General features: G+C 63.0%; 13 protein-coding genes. 3 read left to right on the top strand and 10 right to left on the bottom strand.

From position 1 onward, the window contains the following. Positions 1 to 110: 110 nt before the first annotated feature. The gene (locus tag B3H65_RS04955; protein ID WP_286684748.1) at positions 111 to 2423 is read right to left on the bottom strand and encodes a RelA/SpoT family protein; all 2313 of its coding nucleotides are present in this window, start codon (positions 2421 to 2423) and stop codon (positions 111 to 113) included. A gap of 113 nt (positions 2424 to 2536) precedes the next feature. Beyond that, a complete protein-coding gene (gene recJ, locus B3H65_RS04950) occupies positions 2537 to 5881 on the bottom strand; it encodes a single-stranded-DNA-specific exonuclease RecJ (protein ID WP_286684374.1) in 3345 nt (1114 codons plus the stop codon). A gap of 439 nt (positions 5882 to 6320) precedes the next feature. On the opposite strand from recJ, the gene B3H65_RS04945 reads away from it, so the two are divergent. Then, positions 6321 to 7322: a bile acid:sodium symporter family protein gene (locus tag B3H65_RS04945; protein ID WP_286684373.1), complete on the top strand. Its 1002-nt coding sequence runs from the start codon at positions 6321 to 6323 to the stop codon at positions 7320 to 7322. 54 nt (positions 7323 to 7376) lie between these two features. Here B3H65_RS04945 and B3H65_RS04940 read toward each other — a convergent pair whose 3' ends face one another. The 3 genes from B3H65_RS04940 to B3H65_RS04930 form a co-directional block, all read right to left on the bottom strand. After that, entirely contained in the window at positions 7377 to 8081 is a 705-nt protein-coding gene (locus B3H65_RS04940; protein ID WP_286684372.1) for a copper homeostasis protein CutC, read from the bottom strand. 645 nt (positions 8082 to 8726) lie between these two features. Beyond that, the gene (locus B3H65_RS04935; RefSeq protein ID WP_286684371.1) at positions 8727 to 11552 is read right to left on the bottom strand and encodes a molybdopterin-dependent oxidoreductase; all 2826 of its coding nucleotides are present in this window, start codon (positions 11550 to 11552) and stop codon (positions 8727 to 8729) included. Beyond that, positions 11553 to 12416 carry an FAD binding domain-containing protein gene (locus B3H65_RS04930; RefSeq protein ID WP_286684370.1) on the bottom strand — a complete coding sequence of 288 codons (864 nt, stop codon included), beginning with the start codon at positions 12414 to 12416 and terminating at the stop codon, positions 11553 to 11555. Positions 12417 to 12578: 162 nt separating this feature from the next. Here B3H65_RS04930 and cydD point away from each other — a divergent pair, with 162 nt between their 5' ends. Further along, entirely contained in the window at positions 12579 to 14360 is a 1782-nt protein-coding gene (cydD, locus tag B3H65_RS04925) for a thiol reductant ABC exporter subunit CydD (protein WP_286684369.1), read from the top strand. Then, positions 14353 to 16137, top strand: coding sequence for a thiol reductant ABC exporter subunit CydC (cydC, locus tag B3H65_RS04920; RefSeq protein ID WP_286684368.1), 1785 nt, complete (start codon positions 14353 to 14355; stop codon positions 16135 to 16137). The genes cydD and cydC overlap by 8 nt, the downstream gene beginning before the upstream one ends. 141 nt (positions 16138 to 16278) lie before the next feature. Here cydC and B3H65_RS04915 read toward each other — a convergent pair whose 3' ends face one another. From B3H65_RS04915 to B3H65_RS04895, 5 genes are all read right to left on the bottom strand, one after another. Further along, positions 16279 to 16992, bottom strand: coding sequence for an ABC transporter ATP-binding protein (locus B3H65_RS04915; protein ID WP_220395521.1), 714 nt, complete (start codon positions 16990 to 16992; stop codon positions 16279 to 16281). A gap of 5 nt (positions 16993 to 16997) precedes the next feature. After that, positions 16998 to 17849 (bottom strand): ABC transporter ATP-binding protein, encoded by an 852-nt coding sequence (locus B3H65_RS04910; protein ID WP_117678640.1) that lies wholly within the window; start codon positions 17847 to 17849, stop codon positions 16998 to 17000. After that, a complete protein-coding gene (locus tag B3H65_RS04905; RefSeq protein ID WP_286684367.1) occupies positions 17842 to 18933 on the bottom strand; it encodes a branched-chain amino acid ABC transporter permease in 1092 nt (363 codons plus the stop codon). Before B3H65_RS04905 ends, B3H65_RS04910 begins: the two co-directional genes overlap by 8 nt. Before the next feature lie 7 nt (positions 18934 to 18940). After that, positions 18941 to 19822 (bottom strand): branched-chain amino acid ABC transporter permease, encoded by an 882-nt coding sequence (locus tag B3H65_RS04900; protein WP_117678642.1) that lies wholly within the window; start codon positions 19820 to 19822, stop codon positions 18941 to 18943. Between the two features lie 148 nt (positions 19823 to 19970). Beyond that, positions 19971 to 21158: an ABC transporter substrate-binding protein gene (locus tag B3H65_RS04895; protein WP_286684366.1), complete on the bottom strand. Its 1188-nt coding sequence runs from the start codon at positions 21156 to 21158 to the stop codon at positions 19971 to 19973. Between the last annotated feature and the right edge of the window lie 120 nt (positions 21159 to 21278).

Below are 21278 nucleotides of genomic sequence, written 5' to 3'. Positions count from 1 at the left end.
ATGAGAAAGGCGGCGCCGTGGAGCAAATCGCATCCACGGCGCCGCCTTCTGCTAGCGCCTTTGCCTATGTTGCGCAACCCGTCACGATAGACGCACGAGAAGACAGGCCCCTAGCCGCGGCGCTTCATCTTCTTGCCGCCCTCGCCAGGCATGATGCGGCGGGCATCATACACGCTATCCACGCGACTGATAGCGGCAAGCAGGGGATCCAGGCCGCTCGCATCGGAAATCTCAACCAAGAAGCGCAACGTGGCTATACCCTCGCGGCTGGTCGCCGTGGCGGCGGAGAGGATGTTTCCACCCGCATCGCCAATAGCGATGGTGACATCTTTGAGCAGGCCCATGCGGTCGAGGCACTCGACCACGATCTCCACCTGGAATAGGGCATCCGCAGCCCCGTCCCACTCGACCTCGATCATACGCTCCGGATGCTCCATCAAGCCCTTGACGTTGGGGCAGGTGGCGCGATGCACGGAGACGCCACGGCCGCGCGTGATGAAGCCCACGATGTCATCGCCCGACACCGGGTTGCAACAGTGAGCCAGACGCACCAACAGGTCGTCCCCGCTTGAACCCACCACGCTCACGCCGGAGCTGGCGCGGCGCTGCGGACGCGTCGCGGGGCCGCGGGAGCCATGGGTGCGTTTGGCGGCCTCTACCACCGCCTCCTCACGCTTTTTCTTGGCACTCTCTTCCACGGGCTTGGGATCGAGAATGGCCTGCACGCGATTGCCTACCATGCGCGGGGCGACCTTACCGGCGCCGATGGCGGCAAACAGGTCCTCCAGATGCTTGTAGTTCATCTGCTCAGCCACGGCGCCCAGCGCCTTGGTAGATCGCTGCGTGGAGATGCCGTAGCCGCGTTTGCGAAGGTCCTTGGCAAGGATGTCGCGGCCAGCCGTCGCGTCCTCGTCCTTGGTCGCCGCCGCAAAATACCGACGGATCTTGGACTTAGCAGACGGGGTCTTAACGATGTTGAGCCAGTCGCGAGAGGGCTTGGACGCCTTGTTGGTAAGGATCTCGATGCGATCGCCCATGTTGAGCTCATGGGTAAGCGGGGCAACCGCGCCGTTGACCTTTGCGCCCACGCAATGGTTGCCCACCTCCGTGTGCACGGCGTAGGCAAAGTCCAGCGGCGTAGCACCGGCGCGCAGGCTCATCACCTCGCCCTTGGGGGTGAAGACAAAGATCTCCTGGTCGAAGAGGTCGACCTTGAGCGAATGCAGAAACTCCTTGGGATCGTCGATCTCGTCGGACACCGCCCAATCAAGCGAGCGCTTGAGCCAGTTGATCTGGTCATCCAGGCGCTGGGCATCGGACGTCTTGGTAGCGCTCGAGCCGCCGCTGCGCTTGTAGAGCCAGTGCGCCGCGATGCCGTACTCTGCCTGCTCATGCATCTCAAAGGTGCGGATCTGGATCTCGAGCGGGCGCGCCGTGGGACCGATGACCGTAGTGTGCAGCGACTGGTAGTTGTTGAGCTTGGGCATGGCGATATAGTCCTTGAAGCGGCCCGGCATGGGGTGCCACAGGGAGTGGACCGCGCCCAGAGCGGAATAGCAATCGCCCACGGTCTGGGTGATGACGCGAAGCGCCACCAGATCGTAGATCTCGGAGAACTCCTTGCCCTTGCGCTTCATCTTCTGATAGATGGACCAATAATGCTTGGAGCGTCCCTTGATCTGGAAGTCTTTCAGGCCCACGCGCTTGAGTTCGTCAGTCAGCGTCTTGATGGTCTCGGCCAGATAACGCTCGCGAACCTCGCGGCTCTCGGACACCATGCGGGCGATGCGCTGATACGCCTCGGGCTCCAAATAGAAGAACGAAAGGTCTTCGAGCTCCCACTTTATGGACGAGATGCCCAAGCGGTCTGCCAGCGGAGCGTAGACGTCCATGGTCTCGCGCGCCTTGAACAGGCGGCGGTCTTCGCGTAGCGCTGCCAGCGTGCGCATGTTGTGCAGGCGGTCTGCCAGTTTGACGATGACTACGCGGATGTCGCGGCTCATGGCAAGGAACATCTTTCGCAGGTTGAGTGCCTGCTTCTCGTCCATGCTGTCGACTTCGATGTTGGTGAGCTTGGTCACGCCGTCGACCAACTCGGCCACGGTGGCACCGAACAAATCGGTCACGTCGGCAAGCGACGTCTGCGTGTCCTCAACCGTGTCATGCAGCAGCGCAGCGCACACCACATCGCAATCCATCTTGAGCTCCGCCAGGATGATGGCGACCTCTACGGGATGGTTGATATACAGCTCGCCGCTGCGGCGCTTTTGATCGGAATGTTTCTCCGCCGCAAAGCAGTAGGCGCGCTCCGCCTTGGCGGCGTCCTCGTCGCCCATATACCTCCTGCAGAGCGACGAGAGCTTGCTCCAATTGTCCGCGGAGATCTCCGAGGGCAGGTCATCCGCCGTGGCGTAATGCACCATCTTTTCAGTGGGAACCAACGGGACGCCCTGGATGCTGCTGCGCACCTTGGCTATCGGGGCGCTCTCCTTATGCTGGGCGTGTCGCTGCGACGAAGTATCCATTGTTCGTCCCCCTATCGAACCCGGGGTGTGATCGGTCGGTTAACGTTGGCAAGCATATCATGTGCGGACGCCGAGAGCGCCCACCCGCGAAAAGCCGAGAACTCCACGCGCGCCCGAATGCCCTCCAGATAGCGTATGGACTGGGAAAGGTCCACCTTACCCGGGCTTTGCACCATCTCGATTGATCGGGCGCTGTCGAAGCCCGAAATCGTTAGGAAACCAAGCTCTTCAAAAATCGCCAGCGCGCAGGGCACCATGCGTTCCTCTACGGGGGTTCGAGCATCGATTGCCAGGCACATCTGCGAGATATCGATATCGCTTGCGCTGATGCGCCTGTCGCCCGTCTGCCCCTGCTGGCGGCGAGCCATGGTCTGCAGGGCGCGATACAGCGTCACCAGCTCGTCGCGCTGGGGCGCCGCAGCATCGAGCAATCGCTCGTTGATGCGCGCGTCCCTGGACGAGTACAGCAGGTGTATCTGCGCCAGGGACCCGTCGCGACCGGCGCGTCCGCTCATCTGGTTGAATTCTGTTGCGCAGAACGGCATATGGTACAAGACCACGTGGCGCACGTCGGGCAGGTTCACTCCCTCGCCAAATGCCGAGGTGGAAACCACGCAGGTCACCTCGCCGGCGCGAAACGCCTCCTCCACCCGCGCGCGTTGGGCAGGGGTAAGCCCCGCGTTGTAAAAAGCGATCGACTGCCCCAGCTCTGGAATACGGCGACGCAGCGTGCGCGCAAGCGAGATGGACTGGTCGCGCGAATTAACGTAGACCAGGCATTTCTCCCCCTCGGCGACAATGGAGACCAGGCGGTTTTCGCGCGATGAAAGGTCGCGCTCATCATCAAGGCGCAAGTTATCTCGCACGGCATCGTCCACGACCACGTTTTCTATGCCCAGCAGCTCGCCGACCTGACGGGCGGTGCGCTCGGTCGCGGTCGCGGTAGCGGCGAGCACGCAAGGGGACCCGAGCTCTCGCAGCACGCGAGGAAACTCCAGATAAGCGCTTCTGGTACCGCCCAGGCCCTCCTCCACGTGATGGGCCTCGTCAACCACCGCAAACCCCACGCGCCCCGTCGCCGCAAAGCGCTCCGCGTGGATGGCGAGGAATTCGGGCGTGGTGAGGACGATATCGATGGATCCGCGGTCGATGCCGCTAAACACGCGGTCGCGCTCCGCCTGGTCCGTGGCTCCGGTGAGGACGGCGACCCCTATTCCCAGTTTGGCGAAAAACGAACGCAGGTGGAACGATTGGTCCGCCACGAGCGCGCGCAGAGGATATACAAACACGCTGGCGCGGCCGCGCAGCACGGCCTCGCGCGCGGCGTGAACGTGAAAGACCATGGATTTGCCGCGACCGGTTCCCATGACGATAAGGGTGTTTTCGCCGGCGGCAAGGGCATCGAGCGCCTGTATCTGGGCGCGGTGCGGGCGAGCGGACCCGATGCACGCGTGGATGAGGGAGCGGGTGAGCTCCTCATAGGAAAGCCCGGCAAGGCGCGCCCGGCGGTCGCGCTGGGGCTCGAGCGCCGTTCGAGCCATGGAGTCCGCACCCGAGGAGACCGATGACGGCAGGGGCTCCTCGTCCAAAGAACCCGCACCGCCCGCAGCAGGCGTTTTATTGGAAGGACCCCGGGGCGGCCGCTGACAAGTGCGGCAAAGGATGTCTTTGACCATGAGCTTGGGCTTGACGCGGCCCTGCCAGTGCTCGGCGACAGCCTCTACCACCAAATCGACCACCGAATCGCAGTTGACCAGCTCATCGATGTGAGAGACGCGGAACATGATAGCGGGCACGCTGGAGGACCCGTCCGTCGCCGTGAAGCGCATATGGTCGCCCGTCTTGCCCACGGCGGCGCGGTCGCACATGGTGACGCCGGAGATGCCCAGCAGCGGAACCTTATTTCCCTGGCCAAACGGCTCGAGAAGGGAAAGCTGCTCGACCGTCTCTATATTCAGCTCCGCCAGGCTCACCATGGCGGCGACCTCGCCGGTGTCGACGAAAGCATCGTCCGGAAGGTCCGAGAGCACGGCGTCCAGGCGCTCGCGCAGAGCCGGCAGGTTCTCCGCCGCGCACGTCACGCCCACCGCTCCGGCGTGCCCGCCGAACCGCATGAGGAGGTCGCTGCATTTCTCGACCGCCTCGAACAAATTGACGGAGCCCACGGAGCGGCCCGAGCCTCGCGCGACGCCGTCCTCGATGGAGAACAAAAGCGAAGGAACGTGATAGCGATTCACCAGCCGGCTGGCGACAATGCCCTTAACGCCCTCGTGCCAACCCTCGCCGCCCACCACGATGACGCGGCCGCCCTCATAGGTCGACTCGACCATGGCGAGCGCTTCCTCGGTAAGAGCGGCCTCGATATCGCGACGCTGCTGGTTGGTCTCTTCAAGCTGGGCGGCGAGCCTGCCCGCCTCCACGGGGTCTTGCGCGAGCAGTAGATTGAGCGCCAGGCTGGGATCTGACATGCGGCCCGCGGCGTTAAGGCGCGGGATCAGCGAGAACGAGAGCGAATCTGCCGTAATGCTCGAGAGGTCCGTCTTAGTAAGGGCCGCCAGGGCCACATAGCCCGGTCGCGTGGTCGCGCGCATATGCGCGATGCCGTCAGCGACCAGGGCGCGGTTTTCCGGTGTGAGGGGCATCATATCCGATACGGTGCCGAGCGCCGCGACCTCGGTGTAGGCGCGCCAAAGCCCTGGCTTGCCCAGGCGCTCGCCTAGAATCTGCACAAGCTTGAGCGCCACGCCGGCGCCGGCGAGCTCACGCGAAGGACCTTCCGCGGCAAGTTTGGGATCGGTGAGGGGAACATCCTGCGGGACCATGTCCGCCGGCTCGTGATGGTCGGTCACCACCAAATCGATACCGCGTTGCACCAGGTAGGCGACCTCGTCCCGAGCGGCGATGCCGTTGTCGACCGTCACCACCAGCGAAGGCGTGCACTCCGCCACCACGCGATCGAGCGCGTTTTGGCTGATGCCGTAACCCTCTTCGAACCTATGGGGGATGAACGGGTGGACGTTTGCGCCAAGCTCGCGCAGAGCCTCGGTGAGAAGGCAGGTCGAGGTGATGCCGTCGACGTCGAAGTCACCAAAAACCGCTATGGACTCGCGCTCCTCGATCGCGCGCTGGACGCGATCCGCGACCTCGCGCATACCCGGAATGATCAACGGGTCGCACCAATCCCGCTCAAGCGAGGGGGTAAGGAACAGCCTGCCCTCGTCCACGGACGAAATACCGCGAGCGGCCATGATGCGGGCGACGAGCGGGGCGACCTGCAGGCCGTCTGCAAGCTGCTTCTCCATAGCGGGGTCGCTTTTTGCAACCTCCCAGCGAGGCGTGGTCTTAAGAGAGCTCATGGCGCACCCCGTATCCAAGGACGGGCGCGTCGGCGCGGGAGCTTGCAAGAGGAAGATGGCCGTCGGCTAGGCGGCGGCACGCAATATGGACACCAAACATGGCGATCAAATCCTTACGGAAGGCCCGCTGCGGCGAGCCGAGCTGTTGTTCGCCATCCATTATATGCATCGTTTGGACATCGAAGCGCCACGCGCTCGGCTAACGGTGCCGACCGCGGACCTGCGATAGCGCGGACCCAGGGCGCCCCGAGATATCTTAGCCGCCCGATGAGGCACCAAAGGGCAGCTAGGGGCTGCAGAGACGCCGGTGCAAAATCGCGCCCCAAGCGCCGACGCCATTTCAGAAGCATAATGTTTCAACTTGAAGCTCACCCCCAAGGGCGGCTTGTCCTTGGGGTATGCACCTATACTGGAACGTTGAATAGAAAGGATGAACGCAATGATAGAACGCTGGACCGCCCTTGGAAACGGCATAGCGAAGAGAATGCCCTACCTTGTCCTCGTGTGCCTGGCAACGGGCGTCCTTCTACCGGATGTCTTCTCCCCTTTTAAGGGAATCGTCCCCGTGCTCTTTGCGTTCATGACGTTTCAGGGCGCGCTAAGCAACACCTTCCACCAAATAATCGAGGTATTTCGCCGCCCCGTCCAGCTGCTCGCCATCCTCGGCATAACCAGCGTCGCCATGCCCGTCGCCGCATCCGCCCTGGCCCACCTGTTCTTTGCTCACAACACGCAGATCGTCTGCGGCATCATTATTGAATACTGCATGCCGGTTGCCGTAGTGAGCATCATGTGGGTGGGAATGTTCGCCGGAAACGGCGCGCTGGGGCTCGCGGCGGTACTGGTGTCGACGGTTATCTCGCCCTTCACCATACCTTTAACCCTTCAGCTGCTGCTGGGAGCGTCCGTGCAGATTGACATTGCGGGAATGATGACGCAGATGATCTTTATGATCGCCCTGCCGGCGCTTGCGGGAACCGCGCTCAACGACGTCACGCGCGGCTGGGGCCACAAGAGGCTATCGCCCGCAATCAACCCCGCGTGCCGCCTGCTGTTGCTGCTTATCATCACCACCAATTCAACGTCCATGAGCCCGTATGTGCTGCATATGACATGGGAGCGCGTTGCCGCGATGCTCTTCATCCTGCTATTCACAACGTCCGGGTTCTTCTGGGGCCTTATCGCAGCGCGCATCTGCGGAGAGCCCTATCGCAACCTCATCACCATGAGCTTCTGCTGCGGGCTGCGCAACATCTCTTCCGGCACGGTCATCGCCGTGCAGTTCTTCCCAGGCGAAGCGGTCTTTCCGGTAATGTGCGGCACCATTTTTCAGCAAGTGCTCGCCTCCGCTTTTGGAAACGTGGTAGAGAAGCTCACCGCGAAAGAACGACAGCCTGAATCGCGGCGAGTCGAGCAAGCTGCCGATCATATTGCGAAGTAGACCCAACGCGAGAGGGACGGGCACCGGGTCTAACGGGTTATTGGTTTTGAGGATCTAACTCTTCAAGCCTAGATTTAAGTCGACGATCTTGGTGCCGTGCGCCTCTTTAACGCCCAGCTCCTTCGCGATGCGCTTGACGTTCTCGTAGGTCACCCCGCCACCCGGCAAAATGACCAGCTTCCCTTTAGCATGCTGTACCAGATCTGCCAAGTGGGAAAGATTCTCCTCGATGGGCGTTCCCGACCGTCCTCCATGGGTGAGGATATGGTCCACGCCCATGTCCGCGAGTGTATCGATCGCCTTGAGCTGCGCTTTGGGATCAAGCTCGTCAAAAGCCATGTGGAAGGTAATACCAAGCTCTCGCCCGCGCATCTCGCCCACACTGCGCGCAACCGAGATCAGGCGCTGGGCACCCTCGATATCAAGCTCGAAACCATCGCCGGCGCGCTTGAGGCATCCCAGCACCACACCGTCCACCCCGTTGGCGGCTGCGTAGCGAATATCGGTCTCCATAGCCTTGAACTCACTTTTGTTGTAAGCAAAATCGCCGCCGCGCGGACGGATGATGACGCGCACGCTCGCCCCTTCGCATGCGTGGACAAGGGCGATCGCCTGCTCTATCACGCCGGCGGAGGGAGTTGTACCGCCGCAGGAAAGGTTGTCGCACAGCTCTATGCGGCGAGCGCCCGCATTGAGCGCGGCCTCGATATCGGTAAGATTTTCAGCGCAGAATTCTCGTAACACGGATCTATCCTCCATTTTGCTGACGGCACCTTGAGCGCACGCCCGTTTGCACGGCGGCGCGCGTATCGCTGCGCAACAGCATAGCGCAGGCGTCGCCCGGAGTCGCCTGGAGTCGCTGCGACCGCCCGCGCTTTCATGCTCGAGGTCTTATCGAGGCGCCGTGAGCCCTCGCGTTCCGGTTTTTCCACCGCGCCCCTCTTGCCGCACGGGGTCGACTGGCGCCGAAAACGCGCGGGACCAAATAATGCGTTAGTGCGGAAAGGACGAGATATAGCAAGGGTACCTTATGAATATGGCGTTCGCATCACCCAAGCTAGAAGGCTCGGGCGATGATGATTGATGCATACAGAAGTCGCGCCGGGCCGCCTCCAGTCCGCACTAACGCACTATTTGACCAAACCTCCGCACTAACTCGTTTTTTGACACTCCTTCCCTTCCGCACTAAGTCCCTTTTTGACACCACGACCCCCGAGCGGCTCGGAGCGCGAACCATGACGTAGAGCGATGAGCTGCCCGCCCGTCCCGTACACGCTCACGTCCCAAAAAAGCGGTCCACCCAAGGGGTGAACCGCCACTCGCTTGAAAGGGTCGCTAGAAGAAGCCCGCCAGCAAATGAGTGTTGCCCGAAAGCTGCCGACAGAAACCCCCAGCAGAATCTTGCTAGCAGCCGCAGCCATCTCCCTGCGCGCGAAGAATGCGCTCGGGCGTGATGGGAAGCTCGCGTACGTAGGCCCCCGTGGCATGGGCGACGGCGCTCGCGATGGCAGGCGACGGCGTGTTTATGACAACCTCGCCAATTGATTTGGCGCCAAACGGACCCGTGGGCTCGAAGCTGGGCTCGAATGCGATGCGGATCTGCGGGATATCCAGACGCGTGGGCAGCTTGTACGTCATGAACGAGCGGCCGCGCGAGCGTCCGCGCACGCTATAGGAAACCTCCTCGGTCAGAGCCATGCCGATACCCTGGGCGATGCCGCCTTCAGCCTGAACGCGCGCCAGGTTCGCGTTGACGACGGTGCCGCAGTCGACCACGCCCACGTAATCGACAAGGGTTACCTTACCGGTCGCCTTCTCGACGTCGACCTCGGCGATGCCCGCCATGAAGGGCGGGGGCGAAACGGGCGAACTCGCCGCGGCATGGGCCGTGAGGCAATCGCCGTCTCCACCGCGAACGCACTCGTTGGCAAACACCGCGCGGCTCATTCGACGCTCCTCGCCCTCGGGAGAAGCGGGACCGGTGACCCATTCGCCGTCGAACGCGACCTCGGAGGGCTCGCATCCCCACCATGAAGCCGCCTTGGCCTCGATCGCCGCCCTCAAGTTGGCCGCGCAGCGCTGCGCAGCCGAGCCGGAGATATAGGTGCCCGACGACGCATAGGCGCCGGTATCGAAGGGTGAGACGTCCGTGTCGACGCCGCGGACCACGATGAGATCGGGATCGATGCCCAGCTCCTCGCCCGCGATCTGGGCGAGAACGGTGTCGCAACCGGTGCCTACGTCGGTAGCGCCGATATGCATGGTCACAAACCCGGATTCCTCCAAGCGAAGGTCAACAGATCCAATATCTATGTTGCTGATGCCGGAACCCTGCATGGTGACGGCGACGCCGAGGCCGCGAACGCGATCGCCCAAGTCGCGCACCATGCCCTTCTCATCCCAACCGATCATCTGCCGGGCGCGGACAAGGCATTCGTCCAGCTTGCAGCTACGAAGGGGCTCGTTGTAGTACTGCGGCATGACCTCGCCGGCTTGAACCAGATTGCGTCGGCGCAGGTCAATGGGATCGATGCCCAAGCGGTCTGCCAGCTCGTTTACAGCGGATTCCACGGCAAAGCAGCCCTGGGTCGCACCGTAGCCACGATAGGCGCCGCCGCGCATGGTATTGGTGTAGACCACGTCATAGGTAAAGCGCGAAGCCGCCGCACGCCCGTAAATAGGCAGCGTCTTATGGCCAACAAGGCCAATGGTAGTCGAGGCGTGCTCGCCATACGCGCCCGCGTTGGAAAGCGCGTAGAGGTCGATCGCGGTAATGGAGCCGTCCTTGCGCGCGCCCACGCGCACATGCATCACCATTTGATGACGAGAGTTGGACGAGGCGAAGGTCTCCTCCCTTGTGTACAGGCACTTGGCGGGCCGTCCCGTCTTGAGGGCGACAAATGCGGCGAACACCTCGCAGCAACCCGATTGCTTGGCACCAAAGCCCCCACCCGTGCGGGGTTTGATTACCTGCACCTGCGACTGAGGAATGCCCAGGGCGCGGGCGACCTGGCGGCGAATATGGAAAGGCACCTGCGTCGAGCTGGTGACGGAGATGCGGCCGTATGCATCGATGGTGGCAAACGCGCGGAACGTCTCCATCATCGCCTGCGCCGCCGCCTGGGTCACATAGGTCTGCTCGACGATCTCGTCAGCCTCTGCGAACGCGGCGTCCAGGTCGCCCACCTCGGACACGCCGTGAGCGACCACGTTGCGCTTGCGGTCGCCGCCAAGGTCGTAGTTGAGCTCATAGTTGTCCTCCGCATGGATAACGCAGCCGCGATCCGCCGCGGCGACCGCCTCGCGAGGATCCAAAACCGGCTCCATGACCTCGTAGTCGACCTTGATGAGCTTGAGGGCACGCTCGGCCGCGTCTTCGGACTCGGCGGCGACGATCGCCACCTCATCGCCCACGTAACGAACCACATCGTCCAAAATACGGCGATCGTACGGGCTGGGCTCCGGATAAGATTGGCCGGCTAGGGTGAAGCGCGTCTGCGGCACGTCCTCATGCGTGTAGACTCCCACCACGCCGGGAACCTTGAGGGCGCGAGCGGCGTCGATGGAGCGAATCTTCGCGAAGGCGTGAGGGCTGCGCAGCAGCTTGACCACCAGCGCCTCGGCCGGAGCCAGGTCTGCCGTGAACACGGGCTTGCCGGACAGCAGCGCCGCCGAGTCCTTCTTGGGGGCGCGGGTGGAGATATGCGTGAACCCTTCGGTCTCGGAGAGCGCGCCCTCCTCGATGGCGGGCATCTTGAAACCAACGGCAACGCCGTCCTCGCGCAGATAGCGGACGATGGCGCGCAGCTGGCTCTCGTACCCGGTGCATCGGCACAGGTTGCCGGAAAGGTTTCGCGACAAGTCCTCGCGCGTCGCCACCAGCGAAGGATCCTCATGGGCGGCGCGGGCCAGCGACAGCGCGTTCATGATAAGGCCGGGCGAGCAGAAACCGCACTGCTCGGCGCCCTCTTCCGCCATGCAGCGGGCCAGGGCGGCGGACTCCGCCTGCAGCCCCTCCAACGTGGTGACGCAGCGACCCTCGACGCGAGCGACCGGCACCGCGCAGGAAAGCACGGGCTTCTCGTCCACCCAGACGGTGCACAGGCCGCAGTTGGTGGTCTCGCAGCCGCACTTCACGGACTTGCAGCCGTGGCTCCTCAAGAAATCGAACAGCGTGGTATCGGGCGCGGCGTCGCACACCACGGATCGCCCGTTCAACGTGAATTTCATCTACTCTTCAGCCCCTTCCGCACCAAGAGCTTTCGCCTCGTCCTCAAAACGCCCCTCAAGAGGAGCGGGGACCTCCATACCGGCGGCCTCGCACACGGCGCGAACCGCCAGCACGCCGGCGACATGGCGGCGATACGCGGCGCTCGCAAGGTAATTGGACCCAAAGGGCAGGGTGCGAACCGCCTCCAGGGCGCGGGCAAGCTCCTCGCGCGAGGGGCGCTTTGACTCAAGGCCCAGCTGGGAGCCGGTCAGCAAGCGCGCGCGGCAGGGCCTGGCGCCCACGGCCACATGCCACTCGTCGCCCCAATACGCAGCGGCAACGTTGACCACGGGAAAATCGGTTGCCTGGCGGCGCAGGCATTTGTACGAGGCCTGATAGGGTCGCCGATGGACCACGACGCGCTCCAGCACGTCGCGGGGATACCCCTCTTCGCACAAATCAGCAAGGCTCATGCGGCCCGCGCCGGTGAACTTGACCTCGCATTCCAGGGCGAGCAGAGCGCAGAGCACGTCGGAAAAGCCAAAACGTCCGTACAGGCTACCGCCCACGGTCGCGAGGTTGCGAAACTGGGGCCCTACGATATCGCACACCGCCGCCGTGAAGACGCCGTTGGTGGCACGGACAAAATCAGCATGCGACTCAAGCGCGGAGAGCGGCGTCATGGCGCCGATCACAAAAGCATCGTCGCTTTCCTCTATCTGATCCAAGCCGCAAGCGGACAGATCGATGACGCACGGGATGGCGCGATGCTGAAGACGCATCCACAGCCCGCCCCCCATAACGCGCGCGGTTTTGCTCGACCGCAGCAGCTCGTACGCCTCGCGCGGCGTAGACGGCCGCTCGATCTTGGTGAACTTGAGCATTACTCCCCCTTCAAGCTTCTCATGCCGGTCCCCGTGGGCAAACGCACCCCAAGCGCCGGTGGCGCGCAACGGATGCCCATGCGACAATTACCAGTTAACTATACGATAGTTGAACAGCTCTTATTTAGATGAAAGGTGCAAGAGCACCACGATGGGATGTTTATGATCGACCGTTCCCTTTTCAGCCTACCCGGCATACGCGCGGCCCTCGCCCAGCTCGCCGCCATCAACGCGGTGCTCGGCGCGCTGGCCGTCGCGCAGGCATGGGCGCTGGCGCTCGCCATCTCCCGCCTCTGGGCAGGCGGCGCCCTTGCGCGCTCCCTCGTACCGGCGACCGCCTTTCTCGCCTGCTACGTGCTTCGCCAGGCCATGCGGACGCTGCAGGATTCCCGCATGGAGCGCTACGCGGGCGAGAGGGCGGGCGAGCTGCGCCGCAACCTGCTCGAACGCGTCTACGATGAAGGCCCCGCCCTGGTGCAGAAGACGGGCTCCGGAGGCATCTCCGCGCTCGCGCTCGAGGGCATCTCTCAGGTGGAAACGTACCTAGAGCTCATACTGCCCAAGATGGTCGGCGTTGTGGCCGTACCCGTCGTCATCCTCATCGCCATCTTCGCCACCGACTGGGCCTCGGGCATCATCGCCCTCGCCTGCTACCCCGTCACGGTCCTGTATATGGTCATGCTGGGCAAAACCGCGCAGGAGCGCGCGGCGCGGCGCCACGCGGAGTTCATGCGCCTTTCCAACCACTTCATCGACTCGCTGCGAGGCATCGAGACCCTGCGCCTCTTCGGCCGCAGCCGCGCGCACGCCGGCCGCATCTATTCGGTAAGCGAGCGCTTCCGCGAGGCCACCATGAAAACCATCGCCGTGGCGACCCTCTCCTCCGCCGTGCTCGACCTCATCGCCACCTTTGGCCTGGCGGGCATCGCCATCCTGTTGGGCTTTCGCCTGTCAGACGGCGAGGTCGCCCTGTTGCCTGCCCTTTTTGTCCTCATCATGGTGCCGGACTACTTCGCCCCGCTACGCGCCTTCGCGTCGGACTTCCACGCATCGCTGGATGGCAAAAACGCGCTTGCCGCCATCACGGGCGTCATCTCCGGCGCGCGCGTCCATTCAACCGATCGCTCCACGGGCACCGCGGCGAACGCGGACCCTTTGCAGGCGTCTGTGGACGATGACTTCTCTTGGGGACCCCGCTCGACCCTGGAGCTTAGTGGAGTCTGCTACTCATACGACGGCAATCAGCGGGCACTCAGCGACATCAGCATCGTGCTACGCGGCGGCATGCGCGTGGGGCTGGTCGGCCTCTCGGGCGCCGGCAAATCGACCCTGGCCTCGCTTCTCGCGGGATTCATCGCCCCCAGCGCGGGCGGCATCCGCCTAGACGGCGCAGCGGTGTCCAACCTGTGCTCCCAGGGCTGGCGCCACCAGGTGGCCTACATTCCGCAGACCCCCTACATCTTCCACGCCACGCTGGCGCAAAATATCGCCTTCTATCGACCGGACGCCACGCTAGAGCAGATAGAGGATGCCGCGCGCGCCATGGGCCTCATGGGTTTGGTGCGCGATCTGCCCCAAGGCCTGCATACCGTCATCGGCGAGGCGGGCAGGCCGCTTTCGGGAGGCGAATCCCACCGCGTGGCGCTTGCCCGCGCGTTCCTAGACCCCTCGCGGCGCGTTCTCATTTTGGACGAACCCACCGCGCATCTGGATATCGAAACCGAGGTGGAACTCAAAGAGACCCTGCTGCCGCTGTTTAGCGACCGGCTGGTTGTTTTCGCCACCCACCGCCTGCACTGGGTCGACCAGATGGATTTGGTACTGGTGATGGAATCCGGGCGCCTGGTACAAGCCGGCAGCCCCGCCCAACTCAAAGGCACTCAAGGCTATCTGGCCCTTGCTGGCGCCATCAACGGAAGCAAAACGGAGGCGCACCATGCCTAGCAAAGCCAATCGACGCCATGCCGGCGAGCGCCGCGCGTTCAAAACCTGGGTCGCCCCCTATCTTGCTCGCCATCGGCTGCAACTTGGCGTAGCAATCATCCTGGGCATCACCGCCGGCGCCTTCGCTTGCGCGCTCATGGTCACGTCCGGCTACCTCGTCAGCGCATCCGCCGCCCATCCCGACTCCATACTGCTGCTCTTCGTACCCCTTATCTTGGTCCGCGTCTTTGGCGTTGGCAAACCCGTCATCGCCTACATCGAGAGGCTCGCCAGCCATGACTGGGTCTTACGCATGACCTCTGATTTGCGCCGCCGCCTGTACCTCTCGCTCGAGCGCACCGCAGGCGCGGGCCGCCGGGTGGGCGACGTCATGGGCGCGCTGTCAGAAGACATCGGCCATCTGCAAAACCTCTATCTGCGGTCCGTCTTCCCCCTCATCGTGGGAGGGGCGCTCTATCTCATGGCCGCCGTCTGCCTGGGCGCGATAGACCTGCACATGGGCCTGTTCTTCGCTGCGGGCTGCGGCGTCGCCGCCATCATTGCGCCCGCGGTATCGCTGTGGGCGGGAGCCGAGCGCGAGCGTGAGCGCAAGCAAGCGAAGCGAGATCTGTATACCGAACTCGCAGACAACGTGCTGGGCATCGCGGACTGGACCTGTTCCGGCAGGCGCCAAGATTACCTTGCCCGCCACCTGGATCTTCAACAACGCTCATCCGCCTGCGAAAAAGCCGCCAGGCGCTTCGACCGCCGGCGAGACCTGCTGGTGCAGGCGTCCTTTGGCTGCGTCGCCTTTGCCATCCTCCTATGGGCGGCCGGCCGCTTTGGAGGGCAGCCCGCCGCCGTAAGCGACGCGGCCAACTGGATCGCCGCGTTCTGCCTTGGCTTCTTCCCGTTGACGGACGAGTTCTCGCAGCTACCCGGCGCCGCCGTCGAGGGCACGGGGCACCTGGGCGCCCTCGAGCATCTCGCGAGCGTCGCCTCCGCAAGCGAAGCTCCGGCAGACAGGGCCCCCATGCAAGGATCAGCCCCGTGCGCCCCAGTTGGCAGCGAGCCCGCGATCACCCTGCAAGACGCGGCTTTTCGCTACCCGGACGCCCCTGCAGACGCACTCGACGCCATCGCCCTCTCCATTCCCTTTGGCCAACACGTCGCGATTCTAGGCAGAAGCGGCGCCGGCAAAAGCACGCTTAAAGCCCTTATCCACGGCGACCTCTCGCCCACGCGCGGGTCGATTGAGATCGACAGCGCACCGTCTTGCTCCCTTAGAGAGCAGATGCCGCGAATCATGAGCGTTGCGCATCAAGACCCCTACCTGTTTGGAACAACGCTCTACGACAACCTCTGCGTTGGCCGCGCGTCCGCTACGCGAGAAGAGGCCCTGGATGCTCTGGATAAGGTTGGCCTATCGGGCCTGGTCGCCTCGCTCCCCCAGGGCATCGACACCATGGTGGACGAGGGCGGCCTGCGATTCTCCGGCGGCGAGCGCCACCGCATCGCACTCGCGCGCATCCTGCTAGCGGACGCCCCCATCGTTATGCTCGACGAGCCCTTCGCGGGCCTGGACCCGGTGACGGAATCCAAGTTGCTCGCAACCCTTCTTGATGTATTCGCGGATAAGACCCTCATCATGATCACCCACCACCTCAAGGGGATCGAGCACATGGACCGCGTCGTCTTCCTGGAAAACGGAAGCATCGCCCTCGATGGCGCGCCGGCAGACCTAAAGCGCACCAGCGCGCGCTACCGCGATCTCGTCGCCTTTGACCAAGGACTCTAGCGCAAGACCGCTTTGCGTCCCAATGGCGCGCTCGGACATACTCGGCTCATAAGAAACGCCTCCGTGGGGAATCCCCATCGGAGGCGTTCTTTCTATACATCGCCCCGTGTCCCGACGACCGGAGCGCTGTACCCGTGGTTGCTAGCCGCCCAGATATGCCTTGCGAACCTCATCGTTATGAAGCAGCTCGTCACCCGTGCCGGAAAGCGTGATCTTGCCGGTCTCCATAACGTAGGCGCGGCTCGCGATGGAAAGCGCCATCTGCGCGTTCTGCTCGACCAGCAAAATGGTGGTGCCGGCGGCATGCAGCTCGCGGACGATATCGAAGATCTGCTCGATCAGAATGGGTGCCAAACCCATAGAGGGCTCATCGAGCATCAACAGCTTGGGGCTGCTCATAAGCGCGCGACCCATGGCGAGCATCTGCTGCTCGCCGCCGGAAAGCGTGCCGGCAACCTGACGACGGCGCTCCTTCAAGCGGGGAAAATGCGCGTAGACGCGCTCCAAGCCGGGCGCTATCTCTGAGTTTGGACGAGTAAAGGCACCCATCTCAAGATTCTCCTCAACGCTCATCTGCGCAAATACTCGACGGCCCTCGGGCACGTGCGCCAGGCCGGCGGCAACCAGCTTATCGGCCGGCATATGCATGATGTTTTGGCCGAGGAACTCGATCGTGCCAGTCTGAGAACGCAGAAGGCCCGACATGGTCTTGAGCGTGGTGGACTTGCCGGCGCCGTTGGCGCCGATCAACGCGACCACCTCGCCCTCGTTCACCTCGAAGGAAACGTTCTTGATGGCGTGGATGGCACCGTAGTAGACGTTAATGTCGGATACGGTCAGCATGCGTTCGCTCATAGCCGCTACGCCTCCTTCTGCTTGCCGAGGTAGGCCTCGATAACGGTTTCGTTGCTCTGAATCTCTTCAGGCGTGCCCTTGGCGATGACCTTGCCAAAGTTAAGCACGCAGATGCCCTCGCAGATATTCATGACCAGGCTCATATCGTGCTCGATAAGCATGATGGCGATGTTGAACGTGTCGCGGATCTTGACGATGTTCTCCATCAGCTCGGCGGTCTCGGAGGGGTTCATGCCCGCAGCGGGCTCGTCCAGCAATAGCAAGCTGGGATTGGTCGCCAAGGCGCGGACAATCTCCAGGCGGCGCTGGGCTCCATAGGGCAGGCTACCGGCCTGATGGTTGGCCAGGTCCTCCATACCAAAGATGTGCAGCAGCTCCATGGCGCGGTCGTGCGCCTCCGCCTCGCGACGCCAGTAAGACGGCGTGCGCAGAATGCCGGAAAGCGTGGAGTATGCCTTGGTGTTATGAAGACCCACCTTGACGTTGTCCTCGACCGTCATGGTGTTGAACAGGCGGATGTTCTGGAACGTGCGGGCGATGCCCATGCGGTTGACTTGGTAGACGGTCTTGCCGCTGGTGTCGTTGCCATTGAGCAGAATGGTGCCGCGCGTGGGCGCGTACACCTTGGTGAGTAGATTGAAGACCGTGGTCTTGCCGGCGCCGTTAGGGCCGATAAGACCCGCGATCTCGGTCTTGCCGATGGTGAGGTTGAAATCGTCGACCGCCTTGAGGCCGCCGAAATCGATGCCCAGGTGCAGCGCCTCCAAAACGGGAGCCTGCTCGACGTCGCGCTCGGGAACAATGGAGTGGCTGGGAACCGGCACCATCTTGCCGCGTTCGAATTCAAACTTAGGCATCGGCGCCCACCTCCTTTTCGGCTGCGTCATCGGACTTGCGCTTGGGATTGAAGCGCGCGAAGAAGTTCTTGATAGTGGGGTTGTTGCCAACGATCATCACCAAGATAAGGACGATGGCGTAGACCAGCATGCGGTAGTCGGAGAACTGGCGCAGCGCCTCGGGCAGAATGGTGAGCAGCGTTGCGGCGATGATGGAGCCGCGCATGTTGCCAAGGCCGCCAAGAACCACGAACACCAGGACGAGGATGGACGTGTTGAAGTCGAACTTGGTAGCGGACAGTTGCGAGAAGGCGTTGCCGAACAGAGCGCCCGCTGCGCCGGCAAGGGCGGCAGAGACCACAAAGGCGATCATGCGGTAGCGCACGGTGGAGATGCCCACGCTCTCTGCCGCGATGCGGTTATCGCGGACAGCCAGGATCGCGCGGCCGGTGCGGCTGCGGACCAGGTTGAGGACGATGACGAGGGCGACCATGACCAGCAGGAAGCCAGCGAAGAAGGTCGAGATGGCATCGGTACCCGAAGCTCCCTGCGCGCCCTTGATGATAGCGGTGCCCGCCTCGGTAAGGCCCAGGTCGTCAACGGTAAGCTTGCCGGTTAGGTTGAACAGCACGTGGATGCCGTTCTCGTCCACGCCAACGATAAGGCAGGTGACAACCTCCTTGATAATCTCGCCAAACGCGAGGGTCACGATGGCAAGGTAGTCGCCGGACAGGCGAAGGACCGGGATACCGATCAGGAAGCCCGCAAGGGCGGCGGACGCAGCTCCGACGAGCAGGGCGATGACGAGGCGAACGGCATCGTTGGGAACCGCCTCGGCCAGGCTCATGGCGGCAACGATGCCCGTGTAGGCGCCGACGCTCATAAAGCCGGCGTGGCCGAGCGACAGGTCGCCCGCGACGCCAACCACCAGGTTGAGCGAGATGGCCATGACCACGTAGGCGCAGATGGGAACCAGCTGGCCTACGATCATGCGCGGAATCATGCCGTTGGCGCGCATGAAGCTGACGACGATAAAGGCGAGGATGACCAGGGCGTACGTCACGAAATCATGACGGGTCTGCTTGTTCTTGAGAAACTTGAACATAGGGCACCTACACCTTCTCCGGGACGTACTTGCCAAACAGGCCGGCGGGTTTGACCAGAAGGACCACGATCAGGACGCCGAACACGATGGAGTTGGCAAGGCTGGTGGAGATATAGGCCTGGGCCATGGCCTCGATGATGCCGAGCAGGATGCCGCCGACGAAGGCGCCGGGAATGGACCCGATGCCGCCGAAGACCGCGGCGGTGAACGCTTTGATACCGGGCATGGAGCCGGTGGTGGGCTGCAAGACCGGCGAGTAGGAGCACAGCAGCACGCCGGCGATAGCCGCGAGCGCCGAGCCGATGGCGAACGTCATGGAAATAGTGCGGTTCACGTTGATACCCATGAGCTGGGCCGCCGCCTTGTCCTCTGACACGGCACGCATGGCCTTGCCCATCTTGGTGTGGCCGGTAAACCACATGAGCGCCGCCATGATGAGCAGGCACGCCAGAACGGTCACGATGGCGACCGAGGAAATGTTGTAGGCGCGCAAGGCCTCGGGCACGGGGAAGTTCACGATCGAGGTGAAGTTCTTAGGTGTGGCGCCCCAGATGAGCTGCGCCGCATTCTGCAGAAAATAGGAGACGCCGATAGCGGTGATGAGGACCGCGAGCGGGCCGGCTTGGCGCAGGGGCTTGTAGGCCAGGCCCTCGATGATCACGCCCAACGCCGTGCAAACCGCCATGGCGGCGATAACGGAGACCCAAGCGGGAAGACCGAGATAGGCTGTCGTGCAAAACGAGATATACGCACCGACCATGATGACGTCGCCGTGGGCGAAGTTGAGCATCTTGGCGATGCCGTAGACCATGGTGTAGCCCAACGCGATGATGGCGTAGATGCTGCCCATGGAAAGGCCGTTCGCCAGGTACTGAAGAAAGACCGTCATGTGCATATCCCCCTTTCGGATGTTAGCGGGCCGCATGTTGGCCCAAAACTGCAAGACGGGGCGGCCCCCTATGAGTACCGCCCCGTCTTTTACATTGCTATGCACCGGCGGCCCATACCGCTAAGGCGCAAACGTACCGGGCGAAAAACTACGCCGCTACGTACTTTCCGTCCTGGATGACGTAGACCATGGGATCCTTCTCGACCTCGCCCTTGTCGTTCCAGGTAAGGGTGCCGGTAAGCCCCTCGACGGTGATCTTGGTCATGGCCTCGGGCAGCTTCTCAGCGACCTCGGTGGGATCGGCGTCGGCGCCAAGGCCCGCCTCCTCGAGAGCGGCGGAAATCGCATGGACCGCGTCGTAGGCGTCGGCGGCGAACTGGTCGGGAGTCTCGCCGTAGGCGTCCTTATAGGCGGTAACGAAATCGGCGTTCTTCTCCTCGTCCGCGGAGAACGGCGTCATGAGGTAGAGACCCTCTGCCAGGCTGGTGTCGAAGTTCTCGACGCCCAGGATGCCATCCATTCCGTCGCAGCCCATCATCTTGACGTCATAGCCCATGGCGGCGGCGTTGGAGAGCAGCACCGAGGCGGGGGTGTAGTAGATGGGAGCGAAGATCATGGTCGCGCCCTTGTCCTTGGCCTTGGTGAGCTGGTTGGTGAAGCTGGTCTGGGAATCGTCCTTGAAGGTCTCCTCGTCCACGATCTCAAGCTTGAGCTCTTCGGCCTTGGCGATGAAGGCGTCGCGGATGCCGGAGGAGTAGGTGTCGCCGGAGTTATAGAAGACGACGAACTTCTCGTCGGGGAACATCTCGGCCAGCTTGGTGGCGGCGTTGGCTCCCTGGTTGGGGTCGCTGAAGCACGCCTGGAAAACGCAGGTCTTATCAGCGGTGACGTCCGGGCTGGAAGCGGACGGGGTGATCATAAAGATCTTTGGATCGGAGTTGGCGACCTCGGCGACCGCCAGCGAAGCACCGGTGGTGGTGGGGCCGACGAGCGCCTGCATGCCCCAGTCTGCCAGAGAATTGAAGGCGTTGACGGACTTCTCGCCGTCGGCGACGTCGTCTTCGCACTTGGAAACAAAGGTGATGGCGTCAGTGGAGAAATCCTTGCAGCCCAGCTCGGCGCCGTTCTTGACGGAGGTGCCGTAGGATGCGGCGGCGCCGGTCAGCGGTCCGATGGAGCCGATCTTGAACTCTCCGGCGCCGGAGGCGGAGCCGGATCCAGCGCCGCCGCCGTTGGAAGAGCAACCGGCAAGAATGCCCGCGGCCCCCAGACCTGCGACACCAGCGATAAGATTCCTACGGGTTACAGCAGGATTGAATGCGTTCTGATACGTCATTGCGGCTCTCCCCTCGAGTGCAAAGCCGGAGCCCCCGCTCCGGTCAACCTATATGGCCGCGCCCTTCGACCAACGGTCCGTCCGTCGTTTAAGAGCGTTGCTTTAGAGTACTCGCTTTGA

Source organism: Collinsella sp. UBA1693, from assembly GCF_002320115.1.
Lineage (GTDB): Bacteria > Actinomycetota > Coriobacteriia > Coriobacteriales > Coriobacteriaceae > Collinsella > Collinsella tanakaei.
The sequence above is the reverse complement of the archived record's forward strand: the minus strand, read 5'-3'. Positions and strand labels throughout refer to the sequence as shown.